We start from the raw sequence: 25605 nt of genomic DNA, 5'->3' as shown, positions 1-25605 counted from the left end.
GCAGGTATGGCACGCTAACATCTTGAGCTCATTGGGCGATGTTCAAGATGCTTGCTTTTTGACCCTCGCCTCATGCTAGAACGCGCGCGTCAGTTCGCCGCGCGCCGCTCGCGCATCATCCGAGGGCGCCGCTCCACCCTTCCATTCGCGGCTTGATCGGCCCAGCAGCCGATGAAATCCGCACAATCGGTTGATTGTTGAAGAGCGTCTTCAAGGGATCAATCAAGAGATCATCATGCCTGAAGTTATTTTCACCGGCCCCGCCGGCCGTCTCGAAGGCCGCTACCATCCGGCCAAGCAGAAGAACGCGCCGATCGCGATGGTCCTGCATCCGCATCCGCAGTTCCACGGCACGATGAATCATCAGATCATCTACCAGTGCTACTACGCGTTCGCGCATCGCGGCTTCTCGGTGCTGCGGTTCAATTTCCGCGGCGTCGGCCGCAGCCAGGGCTCGTTCGACCACGGCACCGGCGAATTGTCGGACGCGGCCGCGGCGCTCGACTGGGCGCAGACCATCAATCCCGAAGCGCGCGCCTGCTGGGTTGCCGGCTTCTCCTTCGGCGCCTGGATCGGCATGCAGCTTTTGATGCGCCGCCCCGAGGTCGAGGGCTTCATCTCGATCGCACCGCCCGCCAACCTCTACGATTTCTCGTTCCTCGCGCCCTGCCCGTCCTCAGGGCTCATCGTGCATGGCGAGAAGGACGCGGTAGTGCCGCCCAAGGACGTCAACACGCTAGTCGAGAAGCTGAAGACGCAGAAGGGCATCGTGATCGACCAGCAGGTCATCCCCGGCGCCAATCATTTCTTCGACGCCAAGCTCGAGCCCCTGATGGAAACCATAACCGCCTATCTCGACATGCGCCTCGCCAACGTGCGCTAAGGGGCACGGCTCAAGCCAGCTTGAGCGCGACGATTCCCATCAAGACGAGCGCGATGCCCGCAAGCTTCATCGCGCTCAAGGTCTCGCCGAACAGCACGACGCCCATGACGAAGGTGCCGGCGGCGCCGATGCCGGTCCAGACCGAATAGGCGACGCCGACCTCGAGCACCTTCAAGGCACGCCCGAGCAGGACAACGAAGGCTGCGAGCAGCACGAGCGAGATGATGCTCCAGCCCACACGCGTGTAGCCCTCCGCATATTTCATCGAGATCGCCCAGCCGACGTCGAGGAGGCCTGCGATCACCAGCATCAGCCAGGCCATGGACTGCGACATCGGCGTGGGCTCAGGCCGCGAGCTTGAGTAGATGCGCGTCGTGGCGCACCAGGAAGGCGCGCAGCAATTGCGGATAGTCCGCGCCCACCGCAGTACGGACGCTAGGACGCTTGGCCAGTTCGGCGCGCCACGCCCGCACCTTCGGCAGATCCTTGAAGATGCCCAGTTCGGTCACTTCATCGAACACGTCGAAATAACGGAACACGGGGGCGAATACCGCATCGATGAGACTGAACGCATCGCCGGCGAAGAATGGGCCTGCACTTAGCGCGCCCTCGACACGCGCGAACTTCGCGACGAGCGCCTGGCGCTTGCTCTCGAAGGTCGCCGGATCGGTCGTGGTCTCCAGGCCCCAGAGGTCGCCGAGCACTGCTGAACCGAACTCCATCCACGCCCGGTGCTCGGCACGCTTCAAGGCATCCTCTGGATGCAGCTTCATCCCGCCTTGCGTCTCCTCGATGTACTCGCAGATCACGTTGCTCTCGAACAGCGCGACCTCGCCCTTCTCCGTCCTCACAACCAGCACCGGCACTTTGCCCAGCGGCGACAGCTTCAGGAACCAGTCGGGCTTGTTGGCGAGATCGATGTCGATCCGCTCGAACGGCACGCCCTTCTCGTTGAGCGCGATCACTGCGCGCTGCACATAGGGGCAAAGCTTGTGGCTGATCAGTTTGAGTGAGGCGGTCATGGCAATGATCCCGGCGGTTGGATGCAACTGCATCCAATATAGATGCATTTGCATGCACTCGTCAAGATCAATGCACTTGCATCGACCGGCATCGTGCGCGGGATTGGGCCTCAAGGCCTCGCGATCACCCCGCCCGTCATCGGCATCGGCACGCCCGTGGTAGTGGGATACGACAGCGGCAGGCCCTTCAGGCCGCGCGCGGCGAGGAAGCCGAAGGCCTGCGCCTCGATGGCGTCGGAGGCCCAGCCGACTGTCTCGGCGGCCTCGACCGCGGCAGACCCGACGCGCTCCCGCAGCATCTGGAGCATGGTCCGGTTGCGGGCGCCGCCGCCGCAGACGATCCAGCTCCGCGGCCTGCGTGGCAGCAGCGGGATGATGCGGGCGATGGCCGCCGCGGTGAAGGCGGTCAGCGTTGCGGCGCCGTCGGCCGGCAGCACCTCGCCGATCTTCAATGCGGCAAAATCGTTGCGGTCGAGCGATTTCGGCGGTGGGCTTGCAAAGAACGGCAGCTCCAGCGCCCGCGCGATCCAGGCTTCGTCCGCCTTGCCGAGCGCGGCGAGCTTTCCGTCCGCGTCGAACGCCTGGTTCATGGTGCGGTACATGAAATCGTCGAGCAGCGCGTTGCCAGGGCCTGTGTCGCACGCAATCAGCGTGTCGTTGCCGTCGATATAGGTGATGTTGGAGACGCCGCCGATATTGACCACGATGATCGGCCCTTCGCGCTCCAGCGAATTGGCGAGCGCGCGGTGATAGACCGGCACGAACGGCGCGCCCTGCCCGCCGGCCTCGACGTCGGCGGCGCGGAAATCATGCATCACCGGGATATGGATCGCCCTGGCCAGCGCCGGCGCATCGCCGATCTGCACGGTCAGCCGCTTCTCGGGGCGGTGCAGCACGGTCTGGCCGTGGAAGCCGACGATGTCGATGTCTTCCGGTTTCATCCGGTTCTGGGCGACGAAGGCGGCCACCGCCTCGGCATGCGCGAGCGTCACTGCACGTTCAGCCTCGGCCAGAACTCCCGGCCTGGCATCGCGTTGCGACAGCTGCACGGCCTCGCTCAGCGCCTGGCGCAGCAGGTCGCGCTCCGCCGGGCTATAAGGCCGATAGCCGGACGGCCCGAACGCCTTCACCTGCTTTCCGTCGGTTTCGATCAGCGCAACATCCACCCCGTCCAGCGAGGTGCCGCTCATCAAACCGAGTGCCGTCAACATCATGGATCAGCGTCCTCAAGAGCCCCCCGGCATGCCGATCTTGTGCCAGAGGGACACATCTTATAATGCCACAGGCCAAAGTAGCGGGCAGCAACCGAGTTCCCACGGAAGACCCTTAAATTGCTCCCAAAACAGTAAACCAAGAATTGTCAGGCGCGCCGACAAATGACCGCATTCAAATCGGATTTCCTCAATACGCTGCAGGAACGTGGATTCATCCACCAGTGCTCCGATTTCGAGGGGCTGGACGCCCTCGCCGCCAAGGGCGAGGCGACGGCTTATGTCGGTTACGATTGCACCGCCCGCTCGCTGCATATCGGCAATTACCTGACCATGATGATGCTGCACTGGCTGCAGCAGTCCGGCAACAAGCCGATCACGCTGATGGGCGGCGGCACAACCATGGTCGGCGATCCCTCCGGCAAGGACGAGACGCGTGCGATCCGCACCGTCGCCGAGATCGAGGCCAACAAGGCCTCGATCCGCGGCGTGTTCGCAAAGGTGCTGCGCTATGGCGAGGGCAAGAGCGACGCCATCATGCTCGACAATGCGGAGTGGCTGACCAAGCTCAACTGGATCGAGATGCTGCGCGACGTCGGCCGGCACTTCTCGGTCAACCGCATGCTGACCATGGATTCCGTGCGGCTCCGCCTCGAGCGCGAGCAGGAGATGAGCTTCATCGAATTCAACTACATGATCTGCCAGGCCTACGACTTCGTCGAGCTCGCCAGGCGGACCGGCTGCAGCTTGCAGATGGGCGGCTCCGACCAGTGGGGCAACATCATCATGGGCGTCGATCTCGGCCGCCGCATGGGTACGCATCAGCTTTTCGCGTTGACGACGCCGCTGCTCACGACGGCGTCGGGCGCGAAGATGGGCAAGACCGCGCAAGGCGCGGTCTGGCTCAACGCCGACCAGTTCTCGCCGTATGATTTCTGGCAGTACTGGCGCAACACCGAAGACGCCGACGTCGGCAAATTCCTGAAGCTGTTCACGACGCTGCCGATGAGCGAGATCAGGAAGCTTGAGGCGCTGGGCGGCTCCGAGATCAACGAGGCCAAGAAGGTGCTCGCGACCGAGGCGACCGCGCTGCTGCATGGTCGCGACGCAGCGAACGATGCGGCCGAGACCGCGCGCCGCACCTTCGAGGAAGGCGCGCTGGCCGAGAGCCTGCCGACCGTGGAAATTCCGCGCGGCGAACTCGACGCGGGCCTCGGCGTGCTCAACGCCTTCGTCAAGGCCGGCCTCGTCGCCTCCAACGGCGAGGCACGGCGCCAGATCAAGGGCGGCGGCCTGCGCGTCAACGACGAGCCCGTGACCGACGAGAAGATGACGCTGTCGACGGCTAACCTGACGCCCGAGGGCGTGATCAAGCTGTCCTTCGGCAAGAAGAAGCACATCCTCCTCAGGCCCGCATAGGCGTATGAGCTTTTCGCTGCTTGTCAGGGCGCGCCGAAGCGCGCTCCCTGATCGGCAATGGACCAGAACACGCCAGAGGAACAGTCCAAGCAAGCAACCAGGGAACGCGTCACGGCGACGCCGCAGGGCGTCGTGCGCACCGCGCTCGTGGTGCTCGCGCTCTGCTTCACGCTCGCCGTGCTCGGACGCGGCCTCAGCGAAAGCTTCACCGTCTTCCTGAAGCCGATCTCGGAAAACTTCGGCTGGGATCGCGCCCAGGTGGTCTCGATCTATTCGCTGACCTGGCTCGTCAGTGGACTGACTGCGCCGCTGGTCGGGCGCCTGTTCGATCATTCCGGACCGCGCATTGTCTATGCGCTCGGCCTCCTGCTCCTCGGCTCGGCCTTCCTGATTGCAAGCCACGCGCAGTCGCTCTGGCAATTCCAGCTCTCGATCGGACTCTGCGTCGGCGTCGGCGTCGCCTTCATCGGCAATGTGCCGAACTCGATCCTGCTCGGCCGCTGGTTCGGCCCAAAGCTGCCGACCGCGATGGCGGTGGTCTACTCGGCCATGGGTGGCGGCGTGCTGGCGCTGCTGCCGGCCTCGCAGCTTTTGATCGATCATCTCGGCTGGCGCGAAACCTACCAGTTGTTCGGCTTCGCCGCGCTCGGCCTGCTGGTACCGCTCATGCTGCTGCCATGGCGGCTGTTCGCCTCGGGCTCGCCGCATATCGCGAAGAAGACCGATCCGGATTTCGTCGATCACGGCTGGACCCTTCCGAGCGCGATGCGCCATCACGCCTTCTGGGCACTGTTCTCGACATTCTTCTTCACCTCGGTCGGCATGTATGCGATCGCCGCACAGATCGTGGCCTATCTGATCGATGCCGGCTTTCCACCGTTGCAAGCCGCAACGGCCTGGGGCTTCTCCGGCGTCGTGCTGGTGTTCGGGATGCTCGGCGTGTCCGCGCTCGACGGCCTGATCGGACGCCGGCCGTCGGTGCTGCTCAGCTACGCGATCTCGATCCTCGGCATCTTCCTGCTGTGGCTGTTGCAATACTCCGCCAATCTCCTCCTGCTCACGGGATTCGTGGTCTGCTTCGGCAGCATGATGGGCTCACGTGGACCGCTGATCACGGCGACCGCGATGAAGATCTTCGGGGGCAAGCGCGTCGGCACCATCTACGGCACCATCTCGATCGGCAGCGGACTGGGCTCGGCTTTCGGCTCCTGGAGCGGCGGCCTGATCCATGACGCGACCCATGGCTACAACGCGCTGCTCGCCTTCGCGCTTGCGAGCGTGGTGCTCGGGATGATCCCGTTCCTGGTCGTGCCCGCCTTGCGGCGGTAGGTCTCCCGAAGGTAACTTGAGCGCATTCGCGTCACCGGGAAATTACGGATGGGCACGGCGCAAATAGCTGCAAAAAATGCGGATTGCGCACGGCTGAACGTCCCGGCTGCGGTGTTTTGTCCGACATGACAAAAATGTCAGCGCAAATTGTCCTTGGGCGGCTTGCAGGGCAGAACTGAATGCGGTCCTAGTCGCAAGCATTGGATGGAGGGCACAAACCAATGAACTTTCCTTATCTCGTTCGCTTTCAACCGGTTCTCTTGAGCCTGTTTCGCTTCATGACTGGACTTCTGTTGCTCCAGTACGGCATCGCCAAGCTGTTCAAGTTTCCGGTGCTTCCCTATTTCGCAAACATTCCGCCGCTCATCTACGCAGCCGGTACGCTTGAGCTCGTGCTTGGCGCGCTGCTGATGATCGGCCTGTTCACCCGCCTCGCGGCATTCATCCTCTCGGGTGAGATGGCCTTCGCTTATTTCATGGGCCACATGTTCAAGGGCGAGACGCCGGTTTTCCTGCCGCTGCTCAATGGTGGCACCGCGGCGATCCTGTTCTGCTTCGCCTGCCTCTACCTCGCGGCCGCCGGCGGCGGCTCGGTTAGCGCCGATGCTGCGATGGGCAAGGACTAGCGGCACAACCAGCGCCGCGTTCGCGCGGCGCTGGGGCGTCAGCGATTGATTCGCAAATAATGGGATGGCACCAGTACATTTACGGGTGCCATCTCAGCGCGAGCCCAGCACGTTCCAGACGAGGACGAGGACCGCGACCAGCAGCATCGACATGATGAGGCGGTGAACGAATCGGTTCATTTCCGCTCCCACCGGATTCGGTCGCGACTAAAGACCCCCACAATTCTTCTCCGAGTTGACGCGCCATGCGCCCGAGAAGCGCCTGACGACCTGCATGTTTGCGCATGCGGCTCGCGGACGCCGCTTGCGCGGCAGCCGTCGCACGCGTCCATTCATGATTGGTAAGAATTTCATGCTACCGACGCGAGCAACAATAACCATTCCGTCGAGGCCGTGATGAAGCTGCTGAGTCACCTCAAGATCCGCACCAAGCTCGCCAGCATGGTCTGTCTTTCGGCGCTCACGGTCACGGCCATCATCGGGGTGTCGTCCGTACTCAGCAAGAGCCGCATGCTGGAGGACCGCGTCCAGCAGATGCGGACCGCGGTCGATATGCTCCACAACCTCGCCCAATCACTTGAGGAGGAGGTCGGCGCCGGCAAGCTGACGCCGGCCGAAGCGAAGGTCCAGTTCCATCTGCGCGGCCGCCGCATGAGCTTCAATGGCGGCCAAGGCTATCCGGTGGTCTATAACGCCGACACCTCGATCCTGATCAACGGTGCGAACCAGCAGCTCGAAGGCAAGATCACGGGCGCCAAGGACTCCAACGGTGTCCTCATCGCAGATGCGATCGTAAGTGCCGGCAATCAGGCTGCTCAGGGCGGCGTAACCTCATATCTCTATCCCCGCCCCGGCCAGACGGAGCCCGTCCGCAAGACCGTTTTCGCGCGCAAATTCGCGCCCTGGAACGCGACGATCAGCTACGGCCTCTATGTCGACGACATCGACGCCGACGTGCGAGCCTTGACGCTGGAGCTGGGTGCGATCGGCATCGGCCTGATGCTGCTGATGGCGACCCTGTCCTGGCTGATCGCCCGCGACGTACTCGGCGCGCTCGACCGCCAGAAGAACCGCATGCAGGCAATTTCCGAAGGCGCCATCGACACGGCGGTGGAGGAGACCGGTCGCGGCGACGAGATCGGCCGCATGGCCGAGACCCTCGAAGTGCTCAGGCAGACCGCGCTGACGGCGCGCAAGCTGGAGGCCGAGCAGATCGCAACCAAGACCCGCAGCGAGCAGGAGAAGCGTGACGCGCTGATCTCGCTTGCCGACCGCTTCGATGCCTCCGTCGGCCAGCTCGTCGGCCTGATGGCCTCGGGCTCCGGCGAGCTGGAGGTTACCGCCAAGTCGATGTCATCGACCGCGGAAGGCACCAACCGCCGCGCCGCCGTCGTGGGCTCGGCTGCCACCGAAGCCAGCCAGCGCGTCCAGACGGTCGCGGCCGCCGCCGAGGAGCTCTCCTCCTCCATCACCGAGATCAGCCGTCAGGTCGCGCAATCCGCCGTGGTCACCGGCCGCGCTGTGGACAGCGCACGCCGCACCGACACCATCGTGCGCGCGCTCTCCGATGGCGCCCAGCAGATCGAGCATGTCGCCGAGCTGATTTCCAGCATCGCGGCACAGACCAACCTGCTCGCGCTCAACGCGACCATCGAGGCCGCACGTGCCGGCGAAGCCGGACGGGGCTTCGCCGTCGTCGCTTCCGAGGTGAAGTCGCTGGCGAGCCAGACCGCGGAAGCCACCCGCGAGATCGGCGAAAAGATCGCCCAGATCCAGGGCGCGACCAAGGAAGCGGTAGACGCCATCGGCGGCATCACCGCCACCATCGAGGAGGTCAGCCGGATCGCCACCTCGATCGGCGCTGCGATCGAGGAGCAAGGCGCCGCCACCGCCGAGATCGCCCGCAGCGTCTCGCAGACGGCGGAGGCGACTCAGGAAGTCACCACCAATATCGGCGGCGTCAGCACGGCAGCGAACGAGACCGGCAATGCCGCAGGCATGGTGCTCGCAGCTGCGTCAAACCTCTCCAAGCAGGCCGAGCAGCTCTCCGGCGAAGTCGGGACCTTCCTGGCAGGCGTGCGCGCAGCGTAAGGCGGCGCACGGGCCTCGTGGTTCGAGACGCCCGCTCCGCGGCCTCCTCACCATGAGGACCTAGGGTCTATCCGTGGAACAGGACCTCATCCTGAGGAGCCCGCGGAGCGGGCGTCTCGAAGGATGGCCGCGCGCAAACCACCGCTATCGTCGCGCGAGGGTGCAGCCGCTCGAGAGCTGGCGCGTCGTTCCGGTCGAGCCATCGTTCGACTGCGACGGGAATTCCTCGAACGGCGAGTTCTGTTTGCCGGTGTTGAATTCGAAGATCTTGCGGAACAGACCGGGCGCCATCGCCGAAATCGGATTGACGCGCATCACGGGCGCGGCCGGCGTGCCGACGACCTCGTAGGTCACGCCGATCAATCCTTCATTGTTGCCGCCGCCGAGGAAGATGCCGAACAACGGGATCTGGCCGAAAATGTTGTTGACGCCATACATCGGCACGAAGGTGCCGCTCATGCAGACCTGATTGCCGGGAAAGTCGATTGAGCCCTCGATGGTGGCGCCGATCATCGGGCCCTTGACCACACCGTCGCGGATCGTAAGCGCGCCGTTCTGCCGCGTGAACTCCGCACGCATCGCCGTGAAGGCTACGCCGCTCTGCGCACCGTTGGGAGCGCCCGCCGCCACGCGATCGAGTTGATCCATTCCCTTGACCGAGAAGTCGCGCACGTTGATCAGGCCTTCCCGTGTCGTAGGCTCTGACGTCGGCGGCTCCATGGCCACCACCATCTGGCCTCCGAAGACCTTGTTGGTGGTGTCCGTGAAGCGCAGGAAGTTGCCGGCATCGCTGGTCTGGAGATAGATCACCTCGCGATTGCCCTGGGCACGGCCGCCGCGCAAATCGGCGGCCACAGGCGTGTCTTTTCCGATCCTGCCGCTCAGCGTGAAGGCTTTGACCGCACCGTTGCGCCGCGACATCTTGGCCTCGACGCTGCGCATCGCCTCGCCGTTGAAACCCATGACGGCGCCGAGCTTCACGTCCATGTCGAAATCGACGTTCTTCGTCTTGCTCTTGGAATCGTCCTTGGAATTGCCTGAAATCGCCGACTTCAGGAAACCGCGGCCGTCGAATACGTCGCCGCGCATTGTGCCCTTCACCACGCCGTCCTGGCTGCGCTCCACCTTCAGCGACGCCTTGTCGCCGTCGGACGGCGCGTAGGTCGGAAAGTTCGCGTTCATGAGATCGCCGTTGGCATCGACCTCGAGCGACCCCTTGATCGAGGCGCCGCCGCCTTCGATGACGATGTCCTCCAGACGCGTCGATTGCGCCGTCGGCACCACCTTGAAGCTGGCCTTGCCCGCTCTGCCCGGCAGCTTGACCCAGCCGGGCAAAATGTTGTCGAGCTTGATCGAGGTCAGGTCGGCCTCGATGCCGAGCTTCGTCGTCTGATCGGGTCCCCCCGCGATCTTGCCCGACAGCTTGATCGGCACCGATCCGCTGACGGCGGGGCCCAAATCGAACCCGAGGCGCGCGCGGCCCGCATCGTCCAGCGTGGTCTGCAATTTGACGTCCGCATCGCCCTCGGCCGGCTTGCGGTAGTCGAGCGAGGCCGCCTGCCCGTTGATCTTGACGTCGCCCTTGACCTGATAGCCCTGGTTGCTCGCGACGATCTTGAGGTTGTTGGCCTCCAGCTTCTGGTTCATCACCAGCTTGTCGGCAGCAAAACCGTTGAGATCGGCCGTAACGCTGTAGGTGGTGTCGGCTTTGGTCAGCTCACCCTTCACCGGCAACCCAAGCTGGACGTTCGCCGAGAACGTCCCCTTGCTGGTATTGGGATCGATGACGGTCGACGACAGATCGCTCAAGCGATCGTTGGAAAGCATTTCGGCGGCCGCAGGCACCGGACCCTCGACCCGGAACCGGGTCCGCGACGGCGACGGCTTGGGCGCCATATCGGGCACCTCGAAGACGAAGTCGGAAATCGTGACTTTGCGGCCCGCTGGCGTATCGGCAATGCCCTGCCCGATATTCACGGTCGCGGTGCGGCCGGTCACGCGCGCCTTCAAATCGGCATCGTGCACCACCGGCAGGCCATCGACGGGGCGAACCGTGACTCCGCTCGCCACGATATTGACCGACAGGCCGTCGTCGGGAATGGGTGGGCCCTTGCGCGGAAGATTCTTCGTCGGCGAGTTAACGCCGATCTCGATGCGCTGGAGCATTCCACGCTCGATCCGCTCGATCACCCATTCGCGCAACTCGGGAACGACAAGCGTCGGCCACATCCGCTTCAGCGCGGAGGCCGACATCGGCGTTCCCGCAAAACCCAATGTCAGCCGCGGCTCGCCCGAATAGTCGATGGCACCGGTGCCGGCGACGCCGATCTCTCCGTTGGAGACGTCGGCCTGCGTCAACAGCAGCCTCTTGTGGTCGGTGTCGAAGCGGAAGCCAATCGCAATACGGTTGAAGACCAGCGGCGGCTCGTTGTCGATGCCGCCGAGCAGGATCGAACCACCGCTGAAACCGAGCTGCCAGTCATTGACGGTGCCGTTGGGCGGCTCGACATGAGCCAGAAGCGTCAGACGGTTCGCGCCCGAGAGGACCTTGAAGGGAGCGACCAGCACCCGCCGATTGGCGTCCCACTCGACATTGATCTCGGCCGAGTCGATCGCCATCGGATAGTCGGGCGTATCGGTGTCGATGATGTTGCCCGCACCGACCGCGATCTTGCCGCGGAAGAAGGTCGGCACGCCGTCGCGGCCGAGTTCGCCCTTGAGCTCGCCGGTCAGCGGCAGATCGGCGGTATAGGTGAGGTCCTTCACCCGCAGCGCCAGCAGGATGTTGGCGGTCGAGACCTTGTCGGCGCGGATATCGACCGAGCGCACGCCGTTCTCGGTGGGGCCGATCGTGGCACGCAGCGACCACGGACGCGCGCCCTCCTCGCCGAGGGTGAGCGCGACGCCGCCACGGCTCGGTCGGCGCAGGCTGAGCGTGATGTTCTCAAACGTCCATTTGCTGCCGCGCTGCTGGTCGTCGACGATCAGATTGCCGTTCTTCAGGCCGATCTCGTTGAGGTTCTGGCCGTCGAGGCCGGTCATGCTCAGGCTGTCGAGCCAATCGAGGCCCTGAAGAATGCCGGTCGGTGCCGTAGCCTGGGTCGCGGCTTGCGATGCGTCGGGGGTCGCAGGCCCGGTGGCGAATGGCGGCGGTGGCACACCGTTGCGCGGGAAAGTCGGCGGCAGCCCCGCGTCTTTCTTGGAGGCGACGCCGGTTGCGAGCGGCTTGGCGGTGTCGCCGGCCGACACAGTGACGGTGCCGTCAGGCGCGATCCGGATCGCGAGCTCGGCATCGACGAGGTTGAGGCTTTCGGCGCGCAGATGCCCCATCAGCAGGCCTGCACCCGACAGCTTCACCTCGGCCTTCGGTGCGGTGGCGACAATGACGTGATCGTGGTCGCGCACGACGATATCGCGGATGCGCACGGCGATTCGGATCCGCCCGGCCCGTTCGATCTGCGTGCCGCCGACCTCCACGGTGTTGCCGTGACCGATATTGTCCTCGATCGCGGCCGCGAGCCACGGCGTCGCAATGTCGAGATTGATGGGCCCGGCGCCGAGCCGCCACCACAGCGCGCCGAAACAGCCGACGAAGATGACGACCAGGGCACCGACGACCACGGCCACGCGCTTCAGCCAGCGACCGCCGCCCAGCCAGCGGCGCAGCGGCCCAAACCCGTCAGCGAAGCGATGGAAGCCCGAATTGGAACGCGACAACAGCCGGCGCGCCCGATAGCCCGCCGCCGCTTCCTGATCCGGATCCCAATCGGCGTCGTCCCATTGCTGCGACTCTGGTTGGCTGCCGCGCCGATCCAAATCCCGATTGTATTCCTGGGGCGACGTATTCCTTGCCATTGCCTCTCGATACAGGCGCCCGTCATGGGATTGAGCGCCGCCGGGGCCGCAACCGTCGACAGGAAGCGAAGCTTCCTGCGCCGGAATTGCCGCCATACCTCGAATATTCCTTCTGTTCGTCATTTCGCCCCGGGAGCGCGTTCAACGAGCAGTGGGGTGGTGCGTGGAATTCCTTGTAACCAGACTCCGGCGTCGTCAGACTCGCCCTGCCGAGGGCACGATTCCGGCATAGCGGAAAAGGGCTGCAATACCGCTTTGGTTGACCCGCCGAAAGCGACGAAAGGAAGGCGTATGTCCAAGAAATCCCAAAAGAAATCGTCCAAAACGCCCTCCGGCAGTCCGACGGCTAAAAAGACGCCCGTGAAAGCGCGGGCTGCGACTCAAACCAAGTCCCCGAAAACACAGCGGACACCGGCGAGCAAATCAACTGGGACCATAGCAAAGACAGCATCGCATAAGGCCGCACCGAAACGGTTAAATTCTTCCAAATCTGCATCCGCGCCCAAAACGGCGGCGAAGGCCGGCTTGGCCGAGGGTCAGAAGGCTCCCGCCTTCCGTCTGCCCTGCGACGGTGGCGGTCTCGTCGCGCTGTCGGATTATACCGGCCAGAAGCTGGTCCTGTTCTTCCATCCGCGCGCCGACACGCCGGGCTGCACCAGGGAGGCCATCGATTTCACCCGGCTGACCGGCGCCTTCGCCACGGCTGGCACTGCCGTGCTCGGTATCTCCGCCGATCCCGTAAAGGCTCAGGAGAAGTTCCGCGACAAGCACGGTCTCGGCGTGCCCCTTATCTCGGACGAGACGCACGCGATGTTGGAGGCCTACGGCGCCTGGGGCGAAAAGTCCATGTATGGCAAGAGCTTCCTGGGAGTTCTTCGTACCACGATGCTGCTTGGCGCCGACGGCAGGATCACCCGGATCTGGCGCAATGTCCGGGTCGACGGCCACGCCGACGAGGTGCTGGAAGCCGCAAGGAGCCTTTAACCAATCCTTTAAATTCAAGCGGTTCCGTTTCCGGAAAATTAACCATGACTGGCCCAGATTGCCGCGGCAATTAGGCCGTGCGGACTCATCCGACCGGCGCGGGAGTGCCGATGTCGAAAAGTTCTGCCCAGTTCTCGCAGTACCCCCAACATCACCCCCACGACCACGGACGAGCCTTTCATCGCGGCGCTGCCGCGGTGGCAACCGCGCTTCCCCTTCAGGACACCGACGACGCCTACACCATCGTGCATCACGGCAAGCAGGTTCGCCTGGGGCCTGTGGTGTTCTGGATCGTGGTCGGCACCGTCGTGTTGCTCGGGCTCTGGTCGGCCGCAACCGCGACCTATTTCGCCTTCCGCGACGACGTCCTCACCCGGCTGATCGCCCGGCAGGCCGAGATGCAATACGCCTATGAGGACCGCATCGCCGAGCTCCGTGCCAAGGTCGACCGCACCACCAGTCGGCAGCTGCTCGACCAGGAGCAGTTCGACCAGAAGCTCGACCAGATCATGAAGCGCCAGACGGCGCTGGAGTCCCGTGCCACGGCGCTCGGGTCCATGCCGGACGTGACCGGATCGATTCCCCGTTCCAGCCAGCAGCGTGGCGATGCCAGCCAGACGACGCAGGGTACCCCAAAGCCCTCGCCGATCAGCGACACCGTGATCTTCGTGGCGCCGCCGGATCGCGAAGCGCGGCTCGAGTCGCGCGCGCCGACCCTCGCAGCTCCGCCCGTCAATCAATTCGCCAAGAACCAGGGCTTCGACAACGTCGTCGTTCGGCTCACGACCTCGCTGGACCAGGTCGAGCGTCGCCAGATGGCGGCGCTCAACGCGGTCGAGGAAGGCATGGATTCGCGCATGCGCCGGATGCGCGGCGTCGTCAGCGATCTCGGCCTGAACCTCGCAAATCTCGAAGCTGCCGTGCCGCGCACGGCAATGGGCGGGCCTTTCGTACCCGTGAAGCTCACGGCCAGTTCGGGACCGTTCGAGAAGCAGCTCTATCGCATCAACAGCACCCGCGCCGAGATGGACCGCCTCAATCGCACGCTCGCACTGGTGCCCTATCGCAAGCCCGTCATCGGCGAGGTCGAGTTCACGTCGGGCTTCGGCGTGCGCAGCGATCCGTTCCTCGGCCGGCCCGCGATGCACACCGGGCTCGACTTCCGCGCCGCGAGCGGCGATCCCGTTCGCGTCACCGCCAACGGCAAGGTCGTCTCGGCCGGCTGGTCCGGCGGCTACGGCCGTATGATCGAGGTCGATCATGGCAATGGCCTTGCGACCCGCTATGGCCATCTCTCCGAGATCAATGTCAGGGTCGGCGAGATCGTGAAGATCGGCCAGGTCGTCGGTCTCGTCGGCTCGACCGGCCGTTCCACCGGCCCGCATTTGCACTACGAAACCCGCATCGACGGCGAAGCAGTCGATCCGCAGAAATTCCTGCGCGCCGGCGTGCGGCTCAGCGCGGGCTAGGCTCGTTGAGAGAGCGCTCGCCTCGTCCCGGTTTACATGCCGGAACTTCGGAGTTCCCTCTGCGTTAGCATTTGATGCAACAGACCGATACGAAAGCTCGTCCGGCCAAGGGCAAAGCGGACCAGCCACGTAACAGCGCGGCTCAACTCTTCAGCGATATTGCTAACCGAACATCTCAAGCGGCCGGGCGCGCGCTGACATTCATGATTGCAGCCGGCATCATCCTGGTTTGGGCGGTCACCGGTCCCATCTTCCATTACTCCGACACATGGCAGTTGGTGATCAACACCGGCACCACCATCGTGACGTTCCTGATGGTCTTCCTGATTCAGAATTCTCAGAATCGCGATAGCGCGGCGATCCAGGTGAAGCTCGACGAGTTGATCCGGGTGAGCGCGGTGCAGAATTCCTTCGTCGGGATTGAGCATTTGACCGATGATGAGCTCGACGAGATCCGCACCAAATGTGAGCTTCGCGCCAACGCCGAAAAGGTCGGAGAAGAGACGGTCAAGAATACCGGCAAGAAGGCGAAACGCGCCGCCGATCTCGTCACCGAATAAGCGGGGGGACGCCGAAAATGAGGTTGACTACTGTCCGCGCTCGTGGCCGACCTCACCGGTGATGACGTCGCCGAACAGCTCCCAAGCCTGCCCGTTGAAACGCATCAGCTGCATCTGCTCGATCGGGAAATAATCGTCGGCTGAGGTGTTGACCATGATGCCGGGCAGCATCAGGTCGGTGTGGAAATCCTTCAGGTTCGTGGCCTGCTTCATCACGTTGTCACGCGTGAGGTTGTCGCCGCACTGCTTCAGCACCTGCGCCATCGCCTCCGCCTGGACGTAGCCGTAAAGGTTGTTGGCGTTGGTCTTGTCCCCTTCGGGATAGTACTTGTCCATGAAGGTGCGCCACGCGATGACCGCGGGATCCTTGTCCCAGGTCGGGTCGGTCGGATCCTTCAGATATGCGGTCGAGATGATGTCCTTGGAATAGTCGAGCCCGGCGGGCTTGAGCACAGAGGCTATCGACGTAGCCGTATTGGCGAGAAAAAATTTCGGCTTCCAGCCGAGCTCGCCGACCTTCCGGATTGCCTGCGCCGAGCCTTTCGGCGCGGCCCATGAGAAGAAGATGTCGGCGCCGGAATCGTGAAGCGCAACGATCTGCGAGTCGATCGAGGGATCGCTGACCTCATAGGATTTGTCGGCGATGATCATATTGGCCTTGTCGCCGAGCCCATCCTTCAGGCCCTTGAACTGGTCCTTGCCGGCGTCGTCGTTCTGCCAGAACACCGCGATCTTGCTGTTCGGAAACTTGTCACGGATGTACTTCGCGTAGATCCGCCCCTCGCTCTGGTAGTTCGGCTGAAATCCCATGGTCCATGGGAAATTCTTGGGGTCGCCGAACTTGGTGCCGCCGGAGGCGACGAAGAGCTGCGGTACCTTCTTGGCGTTCATGTATTTCATGATCGCGGAGTTCGAGGGTGTGCCGAGCGGCTGGAAGATCAGCAACACCTCGTCGCTCTCCACCAGCTTGCGCGCCTGCTCGATCGCCTTCGGCGGGGAATAGGCGTCGTCATAGCTGATGAAATTGATCTTGCGCCCGTTGATGCCGCCCTGATCGTTGATCATCTTGAAGAACGCGGCCTCGGTCTTGCCGATCACGCCATAGGACGATGCCGGCCCGCTATAGGGCATGATATTGCCGAGCTTGATTTCTGTGTCGGTGGCGCCGGGATCGTATTTTTTCTGCGCCAGGGCCGGTGTCGTGACGAGCACGCCGGCAGCAAGAATCGCGAGGGCAGCAAGGTTATTGCGACGACCCGGCATCGTTCTCTCCCCTGTATTGTAGTCTTGTTTTGCCGAGAGTGTCGCAAGGCCGCCTGCGGCTGGCAAGCGCCGCGATTTTCCGTGAGGCGAAACGGCGGCTCCGGAACTATGTGCTGCGCCGTAGCAGGTTCGCGAGGCGCCCGTCGATCACCAGCAATGCGCTGCCGATGACAAGAGCGCCCGCGATCTCGCGCATCGAGATCGGCTCGCCCAGCACAAGCCATCCCAGAAGAACGGCGGTGACGGGAATGAGCAGCGTCACCAGCATCACATTGGTCGCGCCCGAGCGCCGCAGTATCTGGAAGAAGACGATATAGGCGAGCGCCGTCGACAGGCCGGCAAGGCCAAGCACCGCGAGCCATGTCGTCACGCCCGGCATCGGGAGACGCCACGGCTGCTCCATTGCGCCGGCGACGATCGCCATCATCACCGTGGAAGCCATCAGTTGAAATGCTGCCGTCCCCAGCGGGGCTGCGTCCTTCAACAGCCGCCGCGCCGCCAGCGCCGCAAAGCCATAGCTGAAGGCGCCGCCGAGGCAGAGCAGGATGCCGAGCCCCTGCCCTGCCCGTGTTTCAACGCCCCATCCGCGCAGGATGATCACGCCGGCAAGCCCCAGGGCTACGCCGGCCACGCGGCGCAGCCGTAAGGCCTCTTCGCCTGCCGCCGCCATCACGATCACCGTGAACAGCGGCGTGGTGGCATTCAGGATCGACGCCAGCCCGCCTGGAATGAAAGTCTGCCCAATCACGATCAGCGAGAACGGGATGACGTTGTTGAGGAGCCCAATCGCGACGAACGGCTTCCAGCCGGCTATGCCCCGGGGGAAACTGATGCCCTGCATGCGGAGCAGCGGCAGCAGAATGGCCGATCCGAGTGCAACGCGCAAAAGCACCAGCGTGAGCGGCGGCAATTCCCGCAGCGCCGCGCCATTGAAGAAGAACGAGCCGCCCCAGAGGACCGAGAGCACAGCGAGCAGCGACCAGTCGCGCGCGTCGATCCGTTTGTCATTCGGGGGCATGGCATCTCATGTCGGCAGGGAGACAGCCGCCTAGGACAACGCGGCGAACAGCGCCACCCGATTTCCGATGACGTACCGGTTTACAAAACCGATGCTCGAACGAGGCGAACGAAACTGCCTATGTCGATGTGATCCGCTAAGACGGCTTCTTCGGCCGCGACACCAGCTCGATCATCTTGCCTTCGTCGTCGTCAGGCATCGCGGCCTTCGCTTGCGCGTAGGCCTCAACGGCGGCGCGCGCGACCAGCGGCTTGTCGGCCAGCAGGCTCTCGGCAAGCTTCACCGCGTAAGCGGCATCCTTGTGCCGCAGCGCCGCCGTGAACGTCGCGCCGGAAAAATCGCGGGCGACCATGCGCTTGGAGTGACGCTGCACCTGCGGGCTCGCGGCAACGCCAGCCTGGATCGAGTCCAGCACGAGGTTCATGTCGAGCCCGGCCTGCTCCGCAATGGCAAGCCCCTCGGCGAGGCCGGCGATCTGGATCGCACCCATCAGATTGTTGATCAACTTGTAGACCGTGCCGGCGCCGACCGCGCCGAAATGGCGGATGGTCGAGCCGATCGGTGTCAGAAAGGGCCGCGCGCGTTCGAGATCGGCGGCATCGGCGCCGACGAGCAGCGTCAGCTTTCCGCTGGCTGCCGCATCCGGCAATCCCGTCACGGGGCAGTCGATATAGATCAGCCCGCGCGCGTTCATTTCGCGGCCCATCTCGCGCGCATGGTCATAGGAGACGGTGGAGCATTCGATCGCGATGGTGCCGGCCTTCGCCGTCTTGGCCGCGCCCTTGGGCCCGAGCCAGACCGCGCGCGAGGCCTCGTCATCGGCGACCATGGTCACGACGGCATCGGCGTCGATCGCCGCGTCTTCAGGTGAGGTTGCCCACTGCGCGCCGCGCGCAATCAGGTCTTCCGCCTTGGCCTTGCTGCGATTCCACAGCGTCACCGTGAAGCCGGCATCGAGATAGCGCCCGGCCATGCCATGGCCCATCCGCCCAAGCCCGATGAAGGCGATCCGGGGCATCAGTCCACGTCCTCGATGTCGGCGCCGGGAGTGCCGAAGGCGCGCTGCGCCAGGGTCGCGGCCATGAAGTCGTCGAGATCGCCGCCGAGCACGCCTGATGTGTCGGAGGTCTGCACACCCGTGCGCAGATCCTTCACCATCTGGTAGGGCTGCAGCACGTAGGAGCGGATCTGGTGGCCCCAGCCAATGTCGGTCTTGGCCGCCTGGTCGGCGGCGGCTTTCTCCTCGCGCCGCTTCAGCTCGATCTGATAAAGCCGGGCGCGCAGCATGTCCCAGGCCTGCGCCTTGTTCTTGTGCTGCGAGCGGCCGGCCTGGCAGACCACGGCGACGCCGGTCGGGATATGCGTCAGCCGTACCGCGGACTCGGTCTTGTTGACGTGCTGGCCGCCGGCACCACCGGAGCGCATGGTGTCGACGCGGACGTCGGATTCCTTGATGTCGATCTTGATGGTGTCGTCAATGACGGGAAACACGGCCACCGACGAGAACGAGGTGTGCCGCCGCGCGTTGGAATCGAACGGCGATATCCGCACCAGGCGGTGCACGCCGGCCTCGGTCTTGAGCCAGCCATAGGCATTGTGGCCGGAGACCTGGATGGTCGCGGACTTGATGCCGGCCTCTTCGCCCTCGGACTCTTCCAGCATCTCGACCTTGAAGCCGTGAGTTTCGGCCCAGCGCGAGTACATGCGAAGCAGCATCTGCGCCCAGTCCTGGCTCTCGGTGCCACCGGCGCCGGCATGCACTTCGAGATAGGAATCGAAACTATCGGCCTCGCCCGACAGCAGCGCCTCGAGCTCGCGCCGGGCAACTTCCTTCTTGAGGGTCTTCAGCGCCGCTTCGGCTTCCTTGACGACGCCCTCATCGCCCTCGGCTTCGCCGAGCTCGATCATGCCGATGTCGTCTTCGAGCTCCTGCTCGACCTTGCCGATGCCGGAGAGCGAATCCTCCAGCGAGGTGCGCTCCTGCATCAATTTCTGGGCCTTCTGGGGATCGTTCCAGAGGTTGGGATCTTCTGCGAGCTTGTTCAGCTCAGCGAGGCGCGCCGTCGATTTCTCGACGTCAAAGATGCCTCCTCAGCAGCCCGACAGACTGCTTGATCTCTTCTACCAACCGTTCGATTTCGGCGCGCATGTGGTTCTCTGATCTCGCGGTATTGTTCCGCGTCCAATGACAACGGGATGTAGCGGCGGCGGCTGCAAAGCGCAACCGCCGCCGCACAGAACGTCTGTCTTGTCCTAAGCCCTAGTACAAGCCGCCGGTGCCCGGCCGCATGAAGAAACCGGAATCCGGCTGCTGCTGCTGCGACGCCGGCGTGCGGCCGTCGGCATCGGCAACGCCGATGACCGAATAATTATCCGGCGGCGCCGTGCCCGGCTTGAAGGCTTCGAGGATGGTTCCGCCGGTCTCGCCCGGGCCGGCGCGCATGCCGGATTTGGCGACGACCCGCACCAGCTTGATGCCGGCCGGCACCTTGAACGGGACCGCAGGCTTGTCGGCGAGCGCGAGCTGGAGGAAGTCGCGTGCGATGGGAGCCGCGAGATGGCCGCCGGTCGCGGCGTTACCCTTGCCGAGCGGACGCGGCTTGTCGTAGCCCATATAGATGGCGACGGCGACGTCGGGCGAGAAGCCGACAAACCAGGCGTCCTTGGCCTCGTTGGTGGTGCCGGTCTTGCCCGCGATCGGCTTGCCGACCTGCTTGACCACGGTCGCGGTACCGGCCTGGACCACGCCTTCCATCAGCTCGGTGATCTGATAGGCGGTCATGGAATCCAGCACCTGCTCGCGGCGGTCGATCAGCTGCGGCTCGTTCTGGTTCTTCCAGCCGCCCGGTGCGTCGCAGCCGCGGCATTCACGCTGGTCGTGCTTGAAGATGGTGTGTCCATAGCGATCCTGGATGCGGTCGATCAGGGTCGGCTTCACCCGGCGGCCGCCATTGGCGAGCATCGAATAGGCCGTGACCATGCGCATCGCCGTGGTCTCGCCGGCGCCGAGCGCGTAGGAGAGATAGTTCGGCAGTTCGTCATAGACGCCGAAGCGGCGGGCATATTCGCCGATCAGGGGCATGCCGATGTCCTGGGCGAGGCGCACCGTCACCGTGTTGAGCGACTGCCGCAATGCGTTGCGCAACGTCACCGGCCCTTGGAACTTGCCCGAGGAGAAGTTTTCGGGACGCCACACGCCCGCGCCCTGGCCCTGGTCGATTTCGATCGGGGCGTCGAGCACGACGGTCGAGGGCGTATAGCCGTTGTCGAGCGCGGCCGAATAGACGATCGGCTTGAACGACGAACCGGGCTGCCGATAGGCCTGCGTGGCGCGGTTGAACTGGCTCTGGTCGAACGAGAAGCCGCCGACCATCGCCAGTACGCGGCCGGTCCAGGGATCCATCACCACCATCGCGCCGGACACTTCCGGGATCTGGCGCAGCCGGTACTGGCCTTCGACAGGCTGGGCGTCCTTGTACAGCGGATCGGCGTAGATCACGTCGCCAGGCTGGAGCACCTGCGACACCGCGCTGGCGGCCCTGCCCTTCGCGGCCCCCGAGGCCGCTCTTGCCCATTTGATGCCGTCGAGCGTGATGAGGCCGGTCTCGCGCTGCTTGCTGATGGCGCCGCCGAGTTCGCGGCTCGGCTGGAAGCCGATGCGCGCCGACTGGTCGCTGGTCTCCAGCACCACCGCCATGCGCCACGGCGAGATATCGGACAGCGACTTGATCTCGGCGAGCTTCACGCCCCAGTCGCCGGAAATGTCGAGCTTGCTGATGGCACCGCGATAGCCCTGCTGCTCGTCATAGTTCACGAGACCGGCGACCATCGTCTTGCGCGCCATGACCTGAATCTTCGGATCAAGCGTGGTGCGGACCGAGAGGCCGCCCTCGTAAAGTTTCTTCTCGCCGTAACGCTCGAAGATATCGCGGCGCACTTCCTCGGCGAAATATTCGCCGGCGAAGGTGTGGGCGCCGTTGGAACGGCTGGTAACGGCCAGCGGCTCCTTGCGCGCCTTGTCGGCGTCGGCCTGCTTGACCCAGCCGTTCTCAACCAGACGGTCGATCACGTAGTTGCGGCGCTCGATGGCGCGGTCGCGGTTGCGGACGGGATGCAGCGTCGCGGGCATCTTCGGCAGCGCCGCGAGATAGGACGCTTCTGCAACGGTCAGTTCGTTCACCGACTTGTCGAAATAAACCAGCGACGCGGCCGCGATGCCGTAGGCGCCGAGGCCCAGATAGATTTCATTCAGATACAGCTCGAGGATCTTGTCCTTCGAGTAGGTCTTCTCGATCCGCATGGCCAGCAAGGCTTCCTTGATCTTGCGGGCGAAGGAGACCTCGTTGGTCAGAAGGAAGTTCTTGGCGACCTGCTGGGTGATCGTGGAAGCGCCCTGCGGACGACGGTTGGAGCCGTAGTTCTGGATGTAGACCACGCCGGCGCGTGCCATGCCGGTGTAGTCGATGCCGCCATGCTCGTAGAAATTCTTGTCCTCGGCCGCGAGGAAGGCGTTGATCACGAGTTTCGGCACCGCCTGGATCGGCAGGTACAGCCGCCGCTCCTTGGCGTATTCGCCGAGCAGCGAGCCGTCGGTCGCGTGCACGCGGGTCATCACCGGCGGCTCGTAATCCTGAAGCTGAGAGTAGTCCGGCAAGTCCTTGGAGAAATGCCAGATCAGGCCTGCGATGGCACCGACCCCGACAAGGAACAACACCGTTCCCGCGGCGAACAGGAAGCCCATGAACCGCACCAGCAAGCGCATTATCTGTTTATCCGTTCAAACTCTGGATCAGCCCAAAGATCAGCCCAAGTTCGGCACTTGGCACCCGAAACAGCGCCAACCCACGTCGCGAATTCACCGGCCTTACTCAATACTATCAGTGCCGAACCCAAAACGCTTGCCGAGCGGGATTCTCGCCGATTCCGGACCCCCCCTGCGGCGTTTTTATAAAGCGCCCGCTGTGGCCAAACTAGGGCTTTTGCGGCGGGACGGAAAATCCCTTCTCAATTCGACGCCCCCCGGTCGTCAATTCGATGATCCCCCGGGCGTCAATTCGACGATCCGGCCGGTCGTCAGTTCGATGATCCGGCCGTTGCCATCCGTTTGGCCAAAAACCCGTCGATCGCCTGCGCCATCGAGCCCACGGCACGCGACCGCCATCCCTCGGAGACCAGATGCTCGAGGTCGCCCTTGTTGGAGACATAACCGATCTCGACCAGGACCGACGGCACGTCGGGCGCCTTCAGCACCCGGAAGCCGGCCGACTTCAGAGGATGCTTGTGCATCCGCACCGTAGACTTCATTTCGCCCATCAACAGGCGGGCAAAACGACTTGAAAAGGTGCGGGTTTCCCGCTGGGTGAGATCGATCAGGATGTCGGCGACATCGGTCGGCTCCTCCGCGAGGTTGAAGCCGGCGATGGCGTCTGCCCGGTTTTCCGCATCCGCCAGCCGCTGCGCCTCGGCGTCGGAGGCCTTGTCGGACAACGTGTAGATGGTCGCGCCCTGCGCATCGCCCTCGGCGCGCGGCAGCGCGTCGGCATGGATCGAGACGAACAGCGCCGCCTTGAGGTTCCGGGCGACTTTGACCCGGTCGTTGAGCGGGATGAAGGTGTCGTCGTCCCGTGTCATCACCACGCGATACTTGCCGGTCTTTTCCAGCCGTTCGCGCAGTGCCAGGCCAAAGGCCAGCACCAGATTCTTCTCGCTCTCGCCGCTCGACTGGGTGCCGTTGTCGATGCCGCCATGGCCGGGATCGATGACGACCACCGCGCGGCCATCGGCCTTCTGCCCGGCTTCAGGGTGTGCAGATGCTGGAACCGTCGCGGGCAGCGGGTCGGCAATGGCCGGCCGCAGCTCAGGACGGTTCTCCGGAGCCAGCGACGGCACGAAGGCGGTGCGCTCGACCTCCTCCAGTTCGAGCACCAGCCGCGCCGGCTGACCGTTGGCGGCCTCCACCACGTAGGAATTGGCGATCTTTGCCGGTCCCGTCAGGTCGAACACGATTCGAGAGCCGCCGGGCATCACCAGCCCATAGCGGAAGGCCTTGACCAGTCCGCGTCCGCCGGACCCGGTGCCGGCGGGAAGTTGAAAATTGACCTGAGGCACGTCGACCACCACCCGATACGGGTCGGCCAAGGTGACGGCGCGGAAGGTAACGGTCTGATCGATGTCGAGGACAAAGCGAGTCTGCCTGCCGTCACCGGCCAGCCGGGCGGCCGAGGCCGTTGGGAAATTCGCTGATGCAACAGCGGGTTGAGGCTGACTTTCCGCGGCCTTCAGGCGCGAGGAATCAGCACATGGCAATGCCGCCGCGCAGAGCAGCACGCATCCCAGCAGGATCCTTTGATTTGCGCGGCTCGCCACCGATTCCGTGCCTCCGAGCAGCCTCTTTAACGCAATAGAACCACAGGGTTAAACGATCCTTAATGACGGGCGCGCGAAACTCGCTGACTGTGACCGCCATGCGACGCTCCTTGCACGGATGGCCCAATCCACGTATGTACGGAATGCTGACGGCCGATATTTCCGGTTGTGTCGCATTCAGCCTCCCGGTGCAGCGCCGGAACTCTCAAGGTTTGGGAATTCCAGCGTTTTTCCGTTCCCCTCTAAGTCCAGCGCGGTGCGCGGCAGCGAGGTGGAGCGGGGCAAGCCCCGGCGGCGGACGGTCCCCGGTTACCACCACGTTTCCGGGACGGTTCTGACAGCGGCGCAACCCGTTACCCGGTCCCTTAATCCCAAGGGAGCGGTTCGTAATACCCAAGGCGAGCGCGCTCGCGCCATGCCTGGCCAACAGCAACTGATTGAGGGGCGGCCCCGCCGCCCAATGTTTCATACGGGCCGACGCTTGATGCGCCAGACTGTGCCGACCAATTCTGAAGGACCATTCGCGACGCTGCGGAGTGACAATTCCGCGCGCCGCTTGGGTCCTCCGGCTTCCGGTTCGGCAAGGCGCGAGAGACGGTGTTTCGGCCTTCCCCTCACCCCCGAATCAGGTGGACCGTCGCGTCACCCGGCAGCGCTGATGGCGCCCACGGTGAATCGCGCCCGCCGCCGCCAAGAGTTAAGACATGCCCAACAAGATGTTGATCGATGCCACCCACCCGGAAGAGACCCGGGTCGTCGTGGTCCGCGGCAATCGCGTCGAAGAATTTGATTTCGAGACCGCGCAACGCAAGCAACTGCGCGGGAATATCTACCTCGCCAAGGTCACAAGAGTCGAACCCTCGCTCCAGGCCGCTTTCGTCGAATATGGCGGCAACCGCCACGGCTTCCTCGCCTTCAGCGAAATCCATCCCGACTACTACCAGATCCCGGTTGCCGACCGGCAGGCACTGATCGAAGCCGAGGAGCAGGCCCATCGCGAGGCCGAGGAAGAGAGCGAGAACCGCTCCCAGGGCCGCCGCCGCTCGCGCCACCGCAATTCCCGCCGCCGTAGTCAGGGCGAGCGCGTCCGCAGCGACATCGTCGAAGGCACCGATCCCGCCGCCCGGCAGGTCCAGGGCGAAGCCCTGCCCGAAGGCGCTTCGCACGAGGGCGAGCACCTGCACGCCGCAGAGCATCACGGCGAGCACGAAGGCCACGATCATCACGATCACGGCCACGAAGCACATGACCACGAAGGCCATGACCACGAAGGACATGGCCACGAAGGACATGACCACGACGATCATCATCATGCCCATGGTGACGATCATCACGCCCACGATCATGACGACCATGGTCATCATGGCGAGCACGATCATCACGACCATGACCATGCCGACGAGACACTTGCGCCTGTCGCGGCAATCGGCGCCGAGCCGGCGGTCGCCACAGAGACCGTCGCCGAGCCGCAGGAGGTTGCCTCCGACACCCACGCTCACGATCTTGCCG

20 protein-coding genes are annotated in these 25605 nt (G+C 64.1%); 8 read left to right on the top strand and 12 right to left on the bottom strand.

Annotated elements, in window-relative coordinates; genetic code table 11:
* Positions 1–235: 235 nt before the first annotated feature.
* Entirely contained in the window at positions 236–883 is a 648-nt protein-coding gene (locus tag C7G41_RS15990; protein WP_007591562.1) for an alpha/beta hydrolase, read from the top strand.
* Between the two features lie 10 nt (positions 884–893).
* Here C7G41_RS15990 and C7G41_RS15985 read toward each other — a convergent pair whose 3' ends face one another.
* From C7G41_RS15985 to C7G41_RS15975, 3 genes are all read right to left on the bottom strand, one after another.
* The gene (locus tag C7G41_RS15985) at positions 894–1217 is read right to left on the bottom strand and encodes a multidrug efflux SMR transporter (RefSeq protein WP_106943453.1); all 324 of its coding nucleotides are present in this window, start codon (positions 1215–1217) and stop codon (positions 894–896) included.
* A 10-nt stretch (positions 1218–1227) separates the two neighbouring features.
* Positions 1228–1905, bottom strand: a complete 678-nt coding sequence (locus C7G41_RS15980) for a glutathione S-transferase family protein (RefSeq protein WP_106943680.1) — start codon at positions 1903–1905, stop codon at positions 1228–1230.
* A 110-nt stretch (positions 1906–2015) separates the two neighbouring features.
* Positions 2016–3119 carry an anhydro-N-acetylmuramic acid kinase gene (locus C7G41_RS15975; protein WP_106943452.1) on the bottom strand — a complete coding sequence of 368 codons (1104 nt, stop codon included), beginning with the start codon at positions 3117–3119 and terminating at the stop codon, positions 2016–2018.
* Between the two features lie 162 nt (positions 3120–3281).
* Between C7G41_RS15975 and tyrS the strand changes: the two genes are divergently transcribed.
* The 4 genes from tyrS (at position 3282) to C7G41_RS15955 (ending at position 8581) form a co-directional block, all read left to right on the top strand.
* Entirely contained in the window at positions 3282–4535 is a 1254-nt protein-coding gene (gene tyrS / locus C7G41_RS15970) for a tyrosine--tRNA ligase (RefSeq protein WP_106943451.1), read from the top strand.
* Between the two features lie 57 nt (positions 4536–4592).
* Complete coding sequence (locus C7G41_RS15965) at positions 4593–5864, top strand: MFS transporter (RefSeq protein ID WP_106943450.1); 1272 nt, start codon at positions 4593–4595, stop codon at positions 5862–5864.
* Between the two features lie 221 nt (positions 5865–6085).
* On the top strand, positions 6086–6490 hold the full coding sequence (locus tag C7G41_RS15960; RefSeq protein ID WP_106943449.1) for a DoxX family protein: 405 nt from the start codon (positions 6086–6088) through the stop codon (positions 6488–6490).
* Positions 6491–6886: 396 nt separating this feature from the next.
* Positions 6887–8581, top strand: a complete 1695-nt coding sequence (locus C7G41_RS15955; protein WP_106943448.1) for a methyl-accepting chemotaxis protein — start codon at positions 6887–6889, stop codon at positions 8579–8581.
* 144 nt (positions 8582–8725) lie between these two features.
* Here C7G41_RS15955 and C7G41_RS15950 read toward each other — a convergent pair whose 3' ends face one another.
* Positions 8726–12532 (bottom strand): DUF3971 domain-containing protein, encoded by a 3807-nt coding sequence (locus tag C7G41_RS15950; protein ID WP_199198398.1) that lies wholly within the window; start codon positions 12530–12532, stop codon positions 8726–8728.
* A gap of 195 nt (positions 12533–12727) precedes the next feature.
* Here C7G41_RS15950 and C7G41_RS15945 point away from each other — a divergent pair, with 195 nt between their 5' ends.
* The 3 genes from C7G41_RS15945 to C7G41_RS15935 all read left to right on the top strand — a co-directional run bounded on the left by C7G41_RS15945 (position 12728) and on the right by C7G41_RS15935 (position 15449).
* Complete coding sequence (locus C7G41_RS15945; protein WP_106943446.1) at positions 12728–13420, top strand: peroxiredoxin; 693 nt, start codon at positions 12728–12730, stop codon at positions 13418–13420.
* 110 nt (positions 13421–13530) lie between these two features.
* Complete coding sequence (locus C7G41_RS15940) at positions 13531–14889, top strand: M23 family metallopeptidase (protein WP_199198397.1); 1359 nt, start codon at positions 13531–13533, stop codon at positions 14887–14889.
* Between the two features lie 74 nt (positions 14890–14963).
* On the top strand, positions 14964–15449 hold the full coding sequence (locus C7G41_RS15935) for a low affinity iron permease family protein (protein ID WP_106943444.1): 486 nt from the start codon (positions 14964–14966) through the stop codon (positions 15447–15449).
* Positions 15450–15476: 27 nt separating this feature from the next.
* On the opposite strand, the gene C7G41_RS15930 is transcribed toward C7G41_RS15935, so the two are convergent.
* From C7G41_RS15930 to C7G41_RS38765, 8 genes are all read right to left on the bottom strand, one after another.
* Complete coding sequence (locus tag C7G41_RS15930; protein WP_106943443.1) at positions 15477–16712, bottom strand: ABC transporter substrate-binding protein; 1236 nt, start codon at positions 16710–16712, stop codon at positions 15477–15479.
* Between the two features lie 106 nt (positions 16713–16818).
* Complete coding sequence (locus C7G41_RS15925; RefSeq protein ID WP_106943442.1) at positions 16819–17730, bottom strand: DMT family transporter; 912 nt, start codon at positions 17728–17730, stop codon at positions 16819–16821.
* Positions 17731–17866: 136 nt separating this feature from the next.
* Positions 17867–18748 carry an NAD(P)-dependent oxidoreductase gene (locus C7G41_RS15920; RefSeq protein WP_106943441.1) on the bottom strand — a complete coding sequence of 294 codons (882 nt, stop codon included), beginning with the start codon at positions 18746–18748 and terminating at the stop codon, positions 17867–17869.
* Positions 18748–19879 (bottom strand): peptide chain release factor 2 gene (prfB, locus tag C7G41_RS15915; protein WP_106943440.1). Its coding sequence is split into 2 segments (ribosomal slippage): positions 18748–19809 and positions 19811–19879, totalling 1131 coding nucleotides; the frame shifts between segments, so codons are not numbered across the junction. Before prfB ends, C7G41_RS15920 begins: the two co-directional genes overlap by 1 nt.
* Before the next feature lie 111 nt (positions 19880–19990).
* Positions 19991–22492, bottom strand: coding sequence for a penicillin-binding protein 1A (locus C7G41_RS15910; RefSeq protein WP_106943439.1), 2502 nt, complete (start codon positions 22490–22492; stop codon positions 19991–19993).
* A 311-nt stretch (positions 22493–22803) separates the two neighbouring features.
* Positions 22804–24096, bottom strand: coding sequence for an N-acetylmuramoyl-L-alanine amidase (locus C7G41_RS15905; protein ID WP_106943438.1), 1293 nt, complete (start codon positions 24094–24096; stop codon positions 22804–22806).
* A complete protein-coding gene (locus C7G41_RS37815) occupies positions 24023–24196 on the bottom strand; it encodes a hypothetical protein (RefSeq protein ID WP_199198443.1) in 174 nt (57 codons plus the stop codon). Before C7G41_RS37815 ends, C7G41_RS15905 begins: the two co-directional genes overlap by 74 nt.
* 514 nt (positions 24197–24710) lie before the next feature.
* On the bottom strand, positions 24711–25595 hold the full coding sequence (locus C7G41_RS38765; protein WP_306768038.1) for a hypothetical protein: 885 nt from the start codon (positions 25593–25595) through the stop codon (positions 24711–24713).
* Positions 25596–25605 lie beyond the last annotated feature (10 nt).

Source organism: Bradyrhizobium sp. MOS002, from assembly GCF_003020115.1.
Classification (GTDB): Bacteria; Pseudomonadota; Alphaproteobacteria; order Rhizobiales; family Xanthobacteraceae; genus Bradyrhizobium.
Note: the sequence above shows the minus strand (reverse complement) of the source record. Positions and strands in the feature narration are given on the sequence as shown.

Excerpts from the sequence above, each read along its gene's own strand:
- C7G41_RS15990 (WP_007591562.1), top strand. The coding sequence starts at position 236 with ATGCCTGAAGTTATTTTCACCGGCCCCGCCGGCCGTCTCGAAGGCCGC.
- C7G41_RS15985 (WP_106943453.1), bottom strand. The coding sequence starts at position 1,217 with ATGTCGCAGTCCATGGCCTGGCTGATGCTGGTGATCGCAGGCCTCCTC.
- C7G41_RS15980 (WP_106943680.1), bottom strand. The coding sequence starts at position 1,905 with ATGACCGCCTCACTCAAACTGATCAGCCACAAGCTTTGCCCCTATGTG.
- C7G41_RS15975 (WP_106943452.1), bottom strand. The coding sequence starts at position 3,119 with ATGATGTTGACGGCACTCGGTTTGATGAGCGGCACCTCGCTGGACGGG.
- tyrS (WP_106943451.1), top strand. The coding sequence starts at position 3,282 with ATGACCGCATTCAAATCGGATTTCCTCAATACGCTGCAGGAACGTGGA.
- C7G41_RS15965 (WP_106943450.1), top strand. The coding sequence starts at position 4,593 with ATGGACCAGAACACGCCAGAGGAACAGTCCAAGCAAGCAACCAGGGAA.
- C7G41_RS15960 (WP_106943449.1), top strand. The coding sequence starts at position 6,086 with ATGAACTTTCCTTATCTCGTTCGCTTTCAACCGGTTCTCTTGAGCCTG.
- C7G41_RS15955 (WP_106943448.1), top strand. The coding sequence starts at position 6,887 with ATGAAGCTGCTGAGTCACCTCAAGATCCGCACCAAGCTCGCCAGCATG.
- C7G41_RS15950 (WP_199198398.1), bottom strand. The coding sequence starts at position 12,532 with ATGGCGGCAATTCCGGCGCAGGAAGCTTCGCTTCCTGTCGACGGTTGC.
- C7G41_RS15945 (WP_106943446.1), top strand. The coding sequence starts at position 12,728 with ATGTCCAAGAAATCCCAAAAGAAATCGTCCAAAACGCCCTCCGGCAGT.
- C7G41_RS15940 (WP_199198397.1), top strand. The coding sequence starts at position 13,531 with ATGTCGAAAAGTTCTGCCCAGTTCTCGCAGTACCCCCAACATCACCCC.
- C7G41_RS15935 (WP_106943444.1), top strand. The coding sequence starts at position 14,964 with ATGCAACAGACCGATACGAAAGCTCGTCCGGCCAAGGGCAAAGCGGAC.
- C7G41_RS15930 (WP_106943443.1), bottom strand. The coding sequence starts at position 16,712 with ATGCCGGGTCGTCGCAATAACCTTGCTGCCCTCGCGATTCTTGCTGCC.
- C7G41_RS15925 (WP_106943442.1), bottom strand. The coding sequence starts at position 17,730 with ATGCCCCCGAATGACAAACGGATCGACGCGCGCGACTGGTCGCTGCTC.
- C7G41_RS15920 (WP_106943441.1), bottom strand. The coding sequence starts at position 18,748 with ATGCCCCGGATCGCCTTCATCGGGCTTGGGCGGATGGGCCATGGCATG.
- C7G41_RS15910 (WP_106943439.1), bottom strand. The coding sequence starts at position 22,492 with ATGCGCTTGCTGGTGCGGTTCATGGGCTTCCTGTTCGCCGCGGGAACG.
- C7G41_RS37815 (WP_199198443.1), bottom strand. The coding sequence starts at position 24,196 with ATGGCGGTCACAGTCAGCGAGTTTCGCGCGCCCGTCATTAAGGATCGT.